This is a genomic window from Blautia sp. NSJ-175, from assembly GCF_022867815.1.
GTDB classification, from domain to species: Bacteria; Bacillota; Clostridia; order Lachnospirales; family Lachnospiraceae; genus Blautia; species Blautia celeris.
In genome coordinates this window covers 107709-121113 of the sequence record NZ_JALIFQ010000015.1, presented here as the reverse complement: position 1 = coordinate 121113, position 13405 = coordinate 107709, and the positions used below count along the sequence as shown (strand labels likewise).

At 49.3% G+C, this 13405-nt stretch carries 11 protein-coding genes, 2 pseudogenes and 1 riboswitch; of the genes and pseudogenes, 8 read left to right on the top strand and 5 right to left on the bottom strand.

Translation table 11 applies throughout. The features are described 5' to 3' along the window. Nucleotides 1-2 precede the first annotated feature (2 nt). The 4 genes from cobD (at nucleotide 3) to MUB35_RS21070 (ending at nucleotide 5056) form a co-directional block, all read left to right on the top strand. Entirely contained in the window at nucleotides 3-1058 is a 1056-nt protein-coding gene (gene cobD / locus MUB35_RS21085) for a threonine-phosphate decarboxylase CobD (RefSeq protein WP_033141812.1), read from the top strand. A gap of 38 nt (nucleotides 1059-1096) precedes the next feature. Beyond that, entirely contained in the window at nucleotides 1097-2605 is a 1509-nt protein-coding gene (locus MUB35_RS21080) for a cobyric acid synthase (RefSeq protein ID WP_148392749.1), read from the top strand. Nucleotides 2606-2760: 155 nt separating this feature from the next. Then, entirely contained in the window at nucleotides 2761-3411 is a 651-nt protein-coding gene (locus tag MUB35_RS21075; protein ID WP_227244574.1) for a precorrin-8X methylmutase, read from the top strand. A gap of 100 nt (nucleotides 3412-3511) precedes the next feature. After that, nucleotides 3512-5056: an NADase-type glycan-binding domain-containing protein gene (locus MUB35_RS21070; protein ID WP_244806782.1), complete on the top strand. Its 1545-nt coding sequence runs from the start codon at nucleotides 3512-3514 to the stop codon at nucleotides 5054-5056. 94 nt (nucleotides 5057-5150) lie between these two features. Here the strand turns inward: MUB35_RS21070 and MUB35_RS30895 are convergent, their stop codons facing one another. The 5 genes and pseudogenes from MUB35_RS30895 to MUB35_RS21045 form a co-directional block, all read right to left on the bottom strand. Continuing rightward, on the bottom strand, nucleotides 5151-5939 hold the full coding sequence (locus MUB35_RS30895; RefSeq protein WP_225305384.1) for a sirohydrochlorin cobaltochelatase: 789 nt from the start codon (nucleotides 5937-5939) through the stop codon (nucleotides 5151-5153). A 273-nt stretch (nucleotides 5940-6212) separates the two neighbouring features. Continuing rightward, nucleotides 6213-6815 (bottom strand): annotated as a pseudogene (locus tag MUB35_RS30890) (energy-coupling factor ABC transporter ATP-binding protein); the annotation flags it as partial. Next, nucleotides 6812-7588: a cobalt ECF transporter T component CbiQ gene (gene cbiQ, locus MUB35_RS21055; RefSeq protein ID WP_033141808.1), complete on the bottom strand. Its 777-nt coding sequence runs from the start codon at nucleotides 7586-7588 to the stop codon at nucleotides 6812-6814. The gene cbiQ and the pseudogene MUB35_RS30890, both read right to left, overlap by 4 nt. A 29-nt stretch (nucleotides 7589-7617) precedes the next feature. Continuing rightward, entirely contained in the window at nucleotides 7618-7917 is a 300-nt protein-coding gene (locus MUB35_RS21050; RefSeq protein ID WP_244806781.1) for an energy-coupling factor ABC transporter substrate-binding protein, read from the bottom strand. A gap of 1 nt (nucleotide 7918) precedes the next feature. Continuing rightward, nucleotides 7919-8665, bottom strand: coding sequence for an energy-coupling factor ABC transporter permease (locus MUB35_RS21045; RefSeq protein ID WP_244806780.1), 747 nt, complete (start codon nucleotides 8663-8665; stop codon nucleotides 7919-7921). A gap of 198 nt (nucleotides 8666-8863) precedes the next feature. After that, nucleotides 8864-9044: riboswitch (cobalamin riboswitch) on the bottom strand. 233 nt (nucleotides 9045-9277) lie between these two features. On the opposite strand from MUB35_RS21045, the gene hemA reads away from it, so the two are divergent. The 4 genes and pseudogenes from hemA (at nucleotide 9278) to cobA (ending at nucleotide 13405) form a co-directional block, all read left to right on the top strand. Next, complete coding sequence (hemA, locus tag MUB35_RS21040; protein WP_033141805.1) at nucleotides 9278-10507, top strand: glutamyl-tRNA reductase; 1230 nt, start codon at nucleotides 9278-9280, stop codon at nucleotides 10505-10507. Beyond that, nucleotides 10497-10973 carry a precorrin-2 dehydrogenase/sirohydrochlorin ferrochelatase family protein gene (locus tag MUB35_RS21035; RefSeq protein WP_244806779.1) on the top strand — a complete coding sequence of 159 codons (477 nt, stop codon included), beginning with the start codon at nucleotides 10497-10499 and terminating at the stop codon, nucleotides 10971-10973. The genes hemA and MUB35_RS21035 overlap by 11 nt, the downstream gene beginning before the upstream one ends. Next, a pseudogene (gene hemC, locus MUB35_RS30885) lies at nucleotides 10970-11833 on the top strand (hydroxymethylbilane synthase); the annotation flags it as partial. The gene MUB35_RS21035 and the pseudogene hemC, both read left to right, overlap by 4 nt. Nucleotides 11834-11863: 30 nt before the next feature. After that, nucleotides 11864-13405 carry a uroporphyrinogen-III C-methyltransferase gene (gene cobA / locus MUB35_RS30880; RefSeq protein ID WP_244806791.1) on the top strand — a complete coding sequence of 514 codons (1542 nt, stop codon included), beginning with the start codon at nucleotides 11864-11866 and terminating at the stop codon, nucleotides 13403-13405.

The following is a 13405-nucleotide window of genomic DNA, read 5'->3' as shown; positions in this document are numbered from 1 at the left end:
AGATGAAAAGTTACCACACCCATGGCGGGGATGTCTACCGCCATCAGAATGTGACGGATTTTTCCGCCAACTGTAATCCCTTCGGCACGCCCGAATCTGTAAAGGAGGCTGTAGCCAGAGCCATGGATCAGGTCTGCCATTATCCGGATGTGGAGTGTGAGCGGTTGAGAGAGGCAATCAGCCGGTATGAGGAGACTCCGCAGGAGCAGATCATCTGCGGAAACGGCGCAGCGGATCTGATCTTTGCCCTGGTGCTGGCCCTGAAACCAAAAAAGGCATTGCTTCCCGCCCCTACATTTGCGGAATACGAACAGGCTCTGGAGGCGGTGGACTGTGAGATCAAACGGTACACGCTGAAGGAGGAATGCGGATTTTTGGTGGGAAGGGAGTTTTTGGAGTGCATCACAGAAGAACTGGATATGGTTTTTCTGTGCAACCCAAATAACCCTACCGGTGTGCTTATGGAGCAGGATTTTTTACAGGATGTGCTGCGCCGCTGTGAGAAATCCGGCTGTATCCTTATGCTGGATGAATGCTTTGTGGATTTTGTGGAACATCCAAATGTGCATACCATGAAGCCGTATTTGGCAGAGAGTGAAAATCTTTTTATACTCAAGGCATTTACAAAGCGCTATGCCATGGCAGGTGTCAGACTGGGATATGCCCTGTGCGCAGACAGAGAACTGCTTGAAAAAATGCGGATGGTGACCCAGCCGTGGAATGTGTCCATTCTGGCCCAGGAAGCCGGTATTGCGGCACTTTCAGAGCGGGAATATGTGGAGGAATCCATGAAAGCCATACACAGGGAGCGCATCTGGCTTTTGGATGGCATGAAGCGCCTGGGGTATCAGACCTATGCCTCAAGTGCCAATTACATATTTTTTAAAGGACCCGAAGACCTTTACCGGCAATGTCTGGAAAGAGGGATTTTAATCCGGGACTGCAGCAATTACTACGGACTTTCCAGGGGGTACTACAGGATTGCTGTAAGGCTCAGGGAAGAGAATACAAAACTCCTGCATGTGCTTGAAGAGATTCGGGCGCTGCAGGCAGTCTGAATAGAGAAATACACCGGGAGAAAGGAAGGGAACAGGAAATGGCAAAAGCAATAATGGTGCAGGGGACCATGTCCAATGCGGGGAAAAGTCTTCTGACGGCTGGCCTGTGCCGTATATTTAAACAGGACGGATACAAGGTGGCCCCTTTTAAATCGCAGAACATGGCACTCAACTCTTTTATAACAGAGGAGGGTCTGGAGATGGGCCGGGCGCAGGTGATGCAGGCTGAGGCAGCAGGAATCGCGCCCTCTGTCTACATGAATCCAATTTTGTTAAAACCCACCAATGAGACGGGCAGCCAGGTGATCGTAAACGGAGAGGTTCTGGGAACCATGAGCGCAAGGGAATATTTTGCCTACAAAAAGAACCTGATACCGGAAGTTAAGAAAGCTTATGACAAACTGGCATCGGAATATGATATTGTAGTGATCGAAGGCGCAGGCAGTCCTGCGGAGATCAACCTGAAACAGGAAGATATCGTAAATATGGGAATGGCGAAAATAGCAGAAGCGCCGGTGCTTTTGGTAGGCGATATTGACCGTGGCGGTGTGTTCGCACAGTTGATCGGCACGGTGATGCTTCTTGAGGAGGACGAGAAAGAAATCGTCAAGGGTATGATCATCAACAAGTTCCGGGGTGATAAGACCATTCTGGACCCGGGGATTGCAATGCTGGAAGAAAAGAGCGGCATTCCTGTGGTGGGTGTAGCCCCTTATCTGAACATTGAGGTGGAAGATGAAGACAGCCTGACAGAGCGGTTTGACGGGAAACAGGAAGTGGATCTGATCGATATTGCAGTGATCCGCACCCCGCGTATCTCCAACTTTACGGATTTTAATGCGCTGGAGGTGATTCCGGGCGTGTCTGTGCGTTATGTGAAAACCGTACGGGAGCTGAAAAATCCCGATATGATCGTGCTTCCGGGTTCTAAAAACACCATGGAGGATCTTCTCTGGCTGCGCCAGAACGGTCTGGAGGCTGCTGTCTTAAAAAAGGCGGCAGAGGGAAAAATCATTTTCGGTGTATGCGGCGGTTATCAGATGCTGGGAGAAACACTGTCTGATCCGGATCATGTGGAAGCAGGCGGACAGTTAAAGGGCATGGGGCTTCTTCCCATGGATACCATATTCCGGGGCGCCAAGACAAGGACCAGAGTGCAGGGAAGCTTTCCAAAGGTGGAAGGCGTATTAAAAGGCCTGACAGGCGTTAAGCTGGAGGGCTATGAAATCCATATGGGAGTGACAACCCTGAAAGAAGGAGCCAGCCCCTTTGTGAACATCACAGATACGGTGAAGGGCACATCCAAGGAGGACGGAGCCTGTGCAGGAAATGTCTATGGTTCTTATGTGCACGGTATTTTTGACAAAGAGGAAGTGGCCAGGAAGATAGTGGAAGCCATAGGGGAAATAAAAGGCCTGGATGTAAGCCAGATGACAGGTGTGGAATTTGCAGAGTTTAAGGAGACACAGTACGATATTCTGGCAAGTGAGCTGAGAAAGCATCTGGATATGAAAAAGATATATGAAATCCTGGAAGCCGGCATATAGAAAGGTAACAGTTCAGATAAGCTGAACTGTTACGCATCCAGCCATGAAAAATCGCTTCGAGATGGGCTGGATGCCTGCAGGCGCTACCTGTTCATACGGTCAGTGCAGTAAATGCGCAGACCTGTCTGAACTGTTATATAGAAAGGGCAGATGAGATGAAGACAGAATTAGAAAATGTAAAACCAAAAGAGATTGAAACAAGAAGCTTTGAGATTATTACAGAGGAGCTGGGAGACAGAAAACTGATTCCGGGTACAGAGCTGATCGTAAAACGCTGTATTCATACAAGCGCTGATTTTGATTATGCGGAGAATCTCTGCTTTTCCGAGCATGCAGTGGAGAAAGCCATCGATGCCATTAAGAATGGTGCCTGTATTGTGACAGATACACAGATGGCAAAAGCGGGCATTAACAAGAAAGCGCTGGCAAAGTACGGCGGGGAGGTTTTCTGTTTTATGTCTGATGAGGATGTGGCTTTTGCGGCAAAGAGCCAGGGGACGACACGTGCGGTGGCAAGTATGGACAAAGCCGCTTCCATGGGAAAGCCTCTTATATTCGCCATCGGCAATGCGCCCACAGCCCTGGTCCGTCTGTATGAACTGATCAGGGAGGGAAAAATTTCTCCATATCTCATAATAGGGGTTCCCGTAGGCTTTGTAAATGTGGTACAATCTAAGGAAATGATCATGGAAACAGAAGTTCCCTACATTGTGGCAAGGGGAAGAAAGGGCGGCAGCAACATCGCAGCCTGTATCTGCAATGCGCTTCTCTATATGATTGATAATGAGAGGGACTACTGGAAATAAAATTTCTGTTCACTCTGTGTTATGCAGCACAAACTGCGATACACAGAAAAGAGCACTGCAAAACACATCAGAGTGAAATGGCAGAAAGGGGAAGTATAATATGAAGTGTGAAAGATGCGGCCATGAGCTGGACAACGATGATTTATTCTGCTCAAAGTGCGGAAAAGCGGTGTTCGAGGAATACATGGATGAGGACGACATCTGGGAGTTTTATAAAAGCGACGAAGAGCTGAAGGCCATGAAGATGGAGGCTGCCGCAGCAGCGGATAAGGATACAGAGGATTCCGCTCACAGCGTTGCAGCAGCCGCGGCAGCAGGGTATGAAAAGTCTGATAAAGCCTATGTTTCCGAGAATCAGAGGGAGGGGAATGGTTCCGGGAATGTGGATGCGAAAGCAGCAGATGCGGTAAAAGCAGATTATGATGCAGGTGCTAAAGCGGCAGACGTGGTACAAGCAGACTATGATGCAGATTCTAAAGCGGCAGACGTGGTACAAGCAGACTATGATGCAGATTCTAAAGCGGCAGATACGCCAAAAGCTGATTATGATGCAGATGTTAAAGCAGCGGATGCTGTAATAGCAGACCATAATATAGATAACAGCGCAGCAGATTCCGAAAATACGGATCATGAGGAGACAGATTACAAAGCAGCGGACCCCGTAAGCACAGAGGATTCTGACGCAGAATACAGTGATGCAGATATTATGGATTCAGACTCTGCAGACACAGAGGAACTTCCTTTTGAAAATCTGGTCAGTCAGGCACAGAAATCTGCTGCGAACAAGCCAAAAAAAGAAAAACATCGGGGAGAGCCTGAGAAAAAGAGTCCCATCTGGCTCATATCCGGTTGTATTTTGATCGTATGTCTTCTGATCGGCATTCTGTGGGGTGTGCGCACCATGCAGCAGATGGATGAGGAGAAGAAGGCATACTATGCCAAGATAGAGCCGGAAGACAAAACGTCCGGTGCGCAGGCGCAGAATACAGAGAATAAGCAGGATGCAGCCAACAAGGACACAGACAGCGGCGAAGAGGCAGATAAAGATGCCGGCAAGAAGGACAGCGGTGCTGCAGATGCTGACAAGAAAGATAAGGACAAAGAGCCGGAGAAGGAAGAAAAGCCTAAGGAAGAAAAAAAGGAAGAGAAGAAAGAGGAAAAGAAACAGGAATATTTTAAACAGGTGGATGCAGACAGCATTGACTTTTCAAAATTCCAGAAGGTTTCCATTGCATCCGCTGACCAGAATTCCCAGCAGTCCTCCGAAAAATATGATTACAGTGCAGCCAGCGCTGTGGATGGTGACACTGCTTCCTCCTGGCAGGAGGGAGAAGACGGACTGGGCGAAGGCACCGGCATCCGGCTGGATTTTGACAAAGCCCGCAAAGTGCAGTACATGGTGCTTTACCTGGGCAACTGGAGAAGTGAAAACATGTGGGAGGCAAATGCCAGACCCGCGTCCCTGACCATCAGCGTGGGCGATTCCCAGAAAAAGGATGTGGAGTTCTCTGATGAGATGAAAGCGTTCTGTCTGTCCTTTGATGAACCCGTGGAAGCTTCCTATGTATCCCTTTATATCAAAAGCGGATATGAAGGAGACAGATGGAATGACAACTGTATCTCCGAAGTTGAGATATATGAATAACAATATAAAAAGGCCATGGAGCAGAAGAGCAGCTTTCTGCTTCATGGCCTTTTTGGCAACAGCTCCGATGCCTGAATGGCTGTCGGAGACATATTTATCTGTCAATCGCACGGATGTGGTCAATAAAGAGACTGCGTATGCCTTCATATTCACCGAGACCTTTTAACACGGTCTTCACTTCATATCCCTCGTCTTTAAACTGGCTGTACCAGGATTCCGGGTCATCTCCTGCCATATCATTTTTCGCGTGGTCCCCTGCCACGATCATAAAGGGAGCCAGAACTACTTCCTTTGGCCGGTAAGCCTTCACCATTTTTTTCAGGCTTTCCATGGAAGGATAGGCTTCCACGGTCCCAAGGAAGAAATTGTGGTAGCCTTTATCCTTGAACGTGTAATCAAGAGCCGCATAGATGGAGTTGGCAAAATGTGTGGTGCCGTGTCCCATGAATACCAGTGCCTGATCCTTTGTAATATGGGAAAATTCCCGGGCGATGGCAGCGATCACTTTATGGCTGTCATCCTCTGTGGTGAGCAGCGGATCTCCGAAAGAAATGGAGTGGAAGGAATCCCGGAAGGAGAGGGCGTCCTCCTTCATTCGGTCATTTTCAATGCCGTTGATCACATGGGTGGGCTGTACCAGCACATCCGTGATGCCGTCGGCTGCCATCTGCTCCATGGCCTCCTTTACTGTGGGGACAATAATGTTGTCACGGTTTTTCAGCTTCCGTATGATCATTTTGCTGGTCCATGCCCGGTAGACAGGGTATTCGGGAAATGCCTGTCTCATGGAATCTTCAATGGCGTCAATGGTGACCTTTCTGGTGTCCTCATGGCTGGTGCCGAAGCTGACTGCCAGGATTGCTTTCTTTGTCTCTGTGTTCACTGGTGATATTCCTCCGTAATGTGTAGTATTCATATTGACATCTGCGATGTATTTTTCCAGAGTCTTCAGATTTTTGGGGACAGGCAGTGTGGGCTTTAAAATACCCTTCATACACAGACTGTCAAACAGCTCCAGAACAGCAGGCGGTTCCAGGTTCGTCCGGGCGAGGACTGCCTTGTTGCTGAATACATCAGCAGGGGTGCCGTGCATGAGAACCTTTCCCTCATGAAAAAGCATGATCTCATCTGCCCACTCATAGGCATAATTCACATCATGGGTGGCCATGAGGACGGTGATCCCGGCCTCTGTCAGACGATTGACGATGTGGTTGACCATGGTGGTGTGTTTGGGGTCCAGAGCCGCTGCCGGTTCATCTAAAATGATAATATCCGGATGCATAACAAGGATGTCTGCAATCGAGACCTGTTTTTTCTGCCCTCCGCTTAGGGAGTGGGTAGGCTTGTGGCGGAAAGGTGTGATCTCCAGATGATCAATAACCTCCTCCACCTCTTTTTTTGCATCCTCCTCGGACACACCCAGATTCAGGATGCCAAAGGAGATTTCCTGGTATACACTGGCTGAGAAGAGCTGGTTGTCAGGGTCCTGGAATACGATTCCTACCTTGCTGCGCAGTTTTAAGAGCCCCTTCTTGTCATAGGTGACCGGTTCTCCGTCAAAGTACAGGGTACCGGAGGAGGGACGGTGAATGCCGTTGCAGCATAAAAAGAAAGTGGATTTTCCGGAACCGTTGGAACCCATAAACGCAACTTTTTGTCCGCGTTTGATTTCCAGACTGAGACCGTTTAACGAATGGGAATTTTCATCGTCATAAGAAAAATATAAATTCTCTGCTTTCAGTATAATGTCATTGTTCATGTGAAGAACCTCCTCCAGATCATGATGGAAAATAAAAAGATTTCAAATAAAACAATCCACACAATCACTTTTTTCTTAGGAGGATAGGTTTCATTCAAAACATGGATGGTGCCGTCATAGCAGCGTGCTTCCATGGCACTGTAGAGGGCATTGGAGCGCTTTACTGCCCGAATCATCAAAACAGAGCCAAGGGAGCCGAAGGACTTTAAGCTTGTCCTGTAATCCCTGTTTCCAAGGCGGCTGTTCTGTGATGTGGAAATATAATACGCAGTGTCCAGCAGCACGAAGATGAACCGGTAGATGAGCAGCATAAGCTCGATCATCAGTTTGGGACAGTGGAGCTTTCCCAGTACATTTAAGATGTCCGGCATAGGTGTTGTCATGGACAGAAAATACAGGCAGGAGACTGCGGAAAGTGCCGTCAGGATCAACTGCAGAGCGTAGAGCAGGGCATCCAGACTTCCTGTGAGATATAAGCTCCCGATTGGGATGGCAAACAGGTCCAGCGGTTCGTGCTTTACATTCAGAACAATGGCAATGGTGCTCAGAATCAAGAAAGCCAGCGGCACAGTCATAAAGTGCAGATAGCGGGAAAAAGGGATTCCCCCCTTATAAACGGTGAGAATCCCTGTAACTGCTAAAACAATGCATGCGACCACGATGGAACGACTCATTACACAAAAAAGAAGTGTAATCATCGCAAACGCAAACTTTTCACCGGCATTTTCATATCTAAGCTTGGAAGTATAGCAAAGCTTATCAATGGTTATCATAAGTTACTCCTTTCGCCGGATGAAAAGTATCATTCGCCTTTTCCCAGCTTCTTTCTTTCTACAAAACGTCCCATAAAGAAGGCCAGAATGCCCACTCCGATGGAAGACTGTACGCAGAACAGAAGACTTTCCACTTCGCCCGGAAGCTCGCGGCCAAGCATTTTTTCAAGGAGCGGTTCCGCGATGGGCTGGAATCCGGAATCCACTTCCTCAACTATTTGGCTGCCGGCATCATCAGAGCCGCCGAAATCCGCATCCTTTAATGCAAAAAGCGGAACAAACGCAATTAAGAGAATCACAACTATTAATCCAATCACTGTTTTTTTCATATTACTTTGCCCCCTTTAAAAACCCGATGGTACGAAGTTCCGGTTTCGCATAGGTTTCAAGACCCATGATAATGAGAACTGTGATGACGCCTTCGATAATTGCCAGAGATAACTGTGTGGGTGCAAACATCAGCAGGAATTTTCCCATGGCTCCCATGATCGTGGTATCTGCATGATGAGCCAGAGCCAGCTGAACAGCAGTAACGCAGTATGTAAATAAATCGCCCAGGGTTGCTGCAAGGAAAATGGAAATATGCTTGTTTACCTTGCATTTTTTACATACGAAGAAAATTCCGTAGGATACAAAAGGTCCTGCAATCGCCATGGAAAAAGTATTGGCGCCCAGTGTGGTGAGTCCGCCGTGTGCCAGCAGGATTGCCTGGAAGAGCAGTACGATGATACCCAGAATGGAAACTGCGCTGGGACCGAAAAGGATAGCACCCAGTCCGGTTCCTGTCATATGGGAACAGCTTCCTGTTACAGACGGGATTTTCAGGGATGAAATAACGAACACGAATGCTCCTGACATTGCCAGCAGAGTGATCAGGTTTCTGTGTTCATTCAGGGTTTTCTTGATGGACATGAATCCTGCGATCAGGAATGGTACGCAGATGACACCCCATGCGATGCAGAACCCTCCGGGAAGATAACCTTCCATGATGTGCATGGCGCTGACGTTGGGCACGATACCAAAGGTCAGTGCGAACATGCTTGCCAGTACAATGATTTTTTTCTGTTTCTTACTCATTTTGTCTTTTCCTCCTTCTGATCGAGTAATAAAGCCTTACCCTTTAACCGGCAAAAGGCCAAAAAGGGTATAAAAAAACCTGGCGGCAGAAATACCGACAGGCCATCAGAAGAACAAACGCGGGGCAGGTGACTTTATACAAAGAATAAATGCCGTATCCGCCTGTTCTTACACAAGGCCATCGTTCGTAACCATTGTGTAAATCGTTTGTGACAGGCAGGTCTTCTGACTCGGGCCTCATCGCTGCATTTTGCCTTCCCAGTTTCCCAGTGACATTATAAAATGCAGCTCTTCCCTCACAGCGGCGTGACCGTGTGAGCTTTTAACTCAACTTTCCTATTCTTCCGCAAAAGCGGACACCTGTGCACACTCAATTCTGTGATTATTGTATCTCCCCGGAAGTTTTTTGTCAATTGAATTCGACAAGAAAAATCAGAAAACTATTATGGCACCAGATCTTCCTGCCGGGTATACGGGGAACAAGATGTTGCACCCGTTTTCATTCTGTGCTAATATGAAAAAACAGCAGGTGCCGTATAAGATTTGGAACAGTCATATTTTATGACCGCGGCATCTAAAAAACGGAAACGAAAGATATGGAGTGTAGGAACTATGAGTATTTCCATGATTGGAATTGATCACAGCAGAGCATCCGTAGATGTCCGGGCCAGATTTTCTTTCACCAAAAAAAATGCGGTGAGCGCTATGGAGCGTCTGAAAGAAGACAGGGACATCTTAGGGTGTATTATTTTGTCGACCTGCAACCGGATGGAGATCTGGGCCAGTGTGCAGGAAGACTGGGAGGGGTCCCTTCTTAGCTTTTTATGCAGAGAAAAAGAAGTTCCCGAGGAGGAATACCGGGAGTATTTTATCACAAGGGAAGGAAGGGAGGCTGTGGAGCATCTGTTTTATCTGACCAGCGGCCTGAAATCCCAGATTCTGGCGGAGGACCAGATCATTACCCAGGTGAAGGACGCACTGACTCTTTCCAGGGATGCCTACTGTACGGACGGTGTGCTGGAGGTGCTTTTTCGGATGGCAGTGACGGCGGCGAAGAAGGTTAAGACAGAAGTGGTATTTTCAAGGGCCAATACCTCTGTCATCCATCAGGCCATTGACAGGCTGGAAAACCAGGGATTTTCCATTCAGGGAAAAACCTGCATGGTCATCGGCAACGGGGAGATGGGAAAGGTGACAGCACTGGCTCTGAAAGAAGCAGGCGCTGATGTGACCGTGACCGTCCGTCAGTACCGGAGCGGCATTGTGACCATTCCCCAGGGGTGTGAGCGTATCAACTACGGCGACAGAATGGAACTGCTGCCAAAATGTGATCTGGTGGTATCCGCCACAGCCAGCCCGAACTGCACCATAACAAAAGAGCTTTTTGAAAACGCAGAGGTTCCCCATCATGTGATACTGATCGACCTGGCTGTGCCAAGAGATATTGACCCGGAGGTGGGAGAGCTGCAGAATGTGACGCTTTATGACATTGACAGCTTCAAGATCGATGCTGCCTCCCCAAGACTCCGGGCCAGCATGCAGAAGGCGGGGGCCATTTTGGATGAGCAGATGTCGGAATTTTATAATTGGTTTTCAGGGCGCGATGTATTTCCGAGAATCCAGGATATCAAGACAGAGGCAGTGGAGGATCTGAACGCGCGGATTCTGAAAATCTTAAAAAAGACGCCCATGGAGGACAGTGACAGGGAAAAACTCCTGAAAGCCATTGACACGGCAGCCGGAAAAGTGGTGAACAAAATGATCTTCGGCCTGCGGGATTCCCTGGAACAGGACGCGTTTATGGAGTGCGTGGCCGGATTGGAGAAGGTTTATGAAGACTGAGAAAAAACTGTTTCCCCTGTATACAGACCTGACACAGAAAAAAGCCGTGGTCATCGGCGGAGGAAAGATCGCTGCCAGAAGGATCAAAAGCCTTCTGGAATTTGTGGGGGAGCTGGTGGTGATCGCTCCTTTTGTACAGCCGGAGATCCGGGAGCTTGCAGAGAAGGGGGAGCTTATCTGGAAACAGAAAGAATACCGGCGGGAAGATCTGTACGACGCGGATTTGGCTCTGGCAGCCACAGATGACAGCAGAGTAAATGATGATATTTACAGTGCCTGCAAGTGTCTGGGCATACTGGTGAATACAGCCAGTGACCAGAACAAGTGTGATTTTCATTTCCCGGGACTTATCTGCCATGATGGCGTGGTCATTGGATTTAACGCGGCGGGAAAAGATCATAAAAAGACAAGACAGATGCGGGAAAAAGTGGAAGAATTTTTGAAAACGCCGGGAGGTAGAGCATGAACAGCAGGACAGTGGTAATCGGCAGCCGGGAGAGCCGGCTTGCTGTGATACAGAGCGAAATGGTGAAGGACTACATAGAGAAGAACAATGAGGGACTGAAGGCGGAGCTTCTCACCATGAAGACAACAGGGGATATCATTCTGGACCGAACCCTTGACAAAGTGGGGGGAAAGGGACTGTTTGTAAAAGAACTGGACCGGGCGCTTCTGGACGGAAGAAGTGAACTTTCCGTGCACAGCCTGAAGGATATGCCCATGGAGGTTCCGGATGAACTGCCTCTTCTGGCCTTTTCAAAAAGAGAGGACCCCAGAGATGCGCTGGTGCTCCCGGAGGGAGTGACCGAGCTTGACAGGACAAAGCCCATCGGCTGTTCCAGTCTCAGGCGTACCCTGCAGCTTCGGGAATTATTCCCGGATATGGAGTGCAGGAGTGTCAGAGGAAATGTGCAGACGCGGCTTCGGAAACTGGACAGCGGGGAGTACAGCGCGCTGGTGCTGGCAGCGGCGGGCCTTAAAAGGCTGGGGCTTACCCACAGGATTTCCAGATATTTTGAGCCGGAGGAGATGCTTCCGGCAGCAGGACAGGGCATTTTGACCGTGCAGGGCAGAAAAGGGAAGGATTACTCTTATCTGGACGGCTACGGGGACGCGGATAGTACCTGTGCGGCTTTGGCAGAGCGCTCTTTTGTAAGGTTTTTGAACGGCGGATGTTCCTCGCCGGTGGCTGCCCACGCGGTGGTGGACCGGGATGAAATCCTGCTTACCGGACTCTATTACGAGGAAGAGACAGGCGCTTATAAAAAGGGCAGTCTGAAAGGGAAAAGAGAAGAAGCAGAGGAGCTGGGCGTGCGTCTTGCACAGAAACTGAGAGAGGAGTGCAGAAGAGAGAATATGACAGCCAGGGAACAGGAAACAGACAATAGATACTGCAAAGGAAAGGTCTGGCTTGTGGGCGCCGGCCCGGGCGACATCGGACTTTTTACCCTGAAGGGCATGGAGACCTTGAAAAACGCAGAGGTGGTAGTATATGACAGCCTGGTGGGGCAGGGGGTATTATCCCGGATTCCGGCCGGCGTGCGCCTGATCAACGTGGGAAAACGTGCCTCCCACCATATTATGCCCCAGGAACAGATCAACCAGGTTCTTGTGGATGAGGCAAAAAAAGGTTACCGGGTGGTGCGTCTAAAGGGCGGGGACCCGTTCCTCTTCGGAAGAGGCGGGGAGGAGCTGGAGCTTCTTACAAAAGAGGGAATCCCCTACGAAGTGGTGCCCGGAGTGACCTCACCTTTGGCAGTCCCCGCGTACAACGGGATTCCCGTGACACACAGGAATTACTGTTCCTCCCTGCACATTATCACAGGCCACAAAAAGCAGGGGGAGGCCTATGACATAGATTTTGACGCGCTTGTGCGCACGAAGGGCACTCTGGTATTTCTTATGGGCGTCACCGCGCTTCCGGATATCTGTAACTCTCTGCTGCAGGCGGGTATGCAAAAAGAGATGCCGGCTGCCATTTTACAGAAGGGAACCACAGCGGGGCAGAAGCGGATCGTGGCCACAGTTGCCACACTTGAGGAGGAAGTAAAGCGCCGGGGAATCGAGACACCGGCGATCATTGTAGTGGGTGAGGTGTGTTCCCTTGCGGATACCTTCGGATGGTATGAAAAGCTGCCTCTTGCAGGGTATAAAGTGCTGGTCACAAGACCCAGGGAAACCATTTCCACCATGTCACAAAAACTGCGTCTGATGGGTGCTGAGGTGCTGGAGCTTCCGGCTATCCGCACAGCTCCCCTTGCAGACCAGAGCGCGCTTCATAACGCATTCGGACAGCTTCACACCTATGACTGGCTGGCATTTACAAGTCCTATCGGTGTAAACGTGTTCTTTGAGGAGATGAAAAAAGCCGGGACAGATGTCCGCAGACTAGGCCGCGCGAAGATTGCCGCCATCGGAAAGGGCACGAAAAAGGCACTGGAAGAGAGAGGTCTGTTCGTGGATCTCATGCCTGAAGTGTTTGACGGGGAATCTCTGGGGAAAGCTCTGTGCAGTGTTTGCAGCGGGAATGAGAAGATCCTTCTTCCGAGAGCCAAGATCGGCGGAAAAGAGATCATCCAGGAGCTGGAGAAAAAGCCGGGACTTTTCATCTGTGATGTGCCCACTTATGACACTTTCTATGAAAAACAGGAAGTGATCGATGAGAAAAAAGCTTTTGAGAGCGGAGAGATCAACTGTGCGGTTTTCACAAGCGCATCCACGGTAAGAGGATTTGCGGAGGCGGTAAAAGGGCTTGACTTTACAAAAGTAACGGCTGCCTGCATTGGAAAACAGACGAAAGCCGCGGCGGATGCCCTGGGTATGAAGACATTTATGGCGAAACAGGCCACCATTGACAGTGTGGTGGATTTGGTTGTAGACTTAAAAAATAGCAGATAA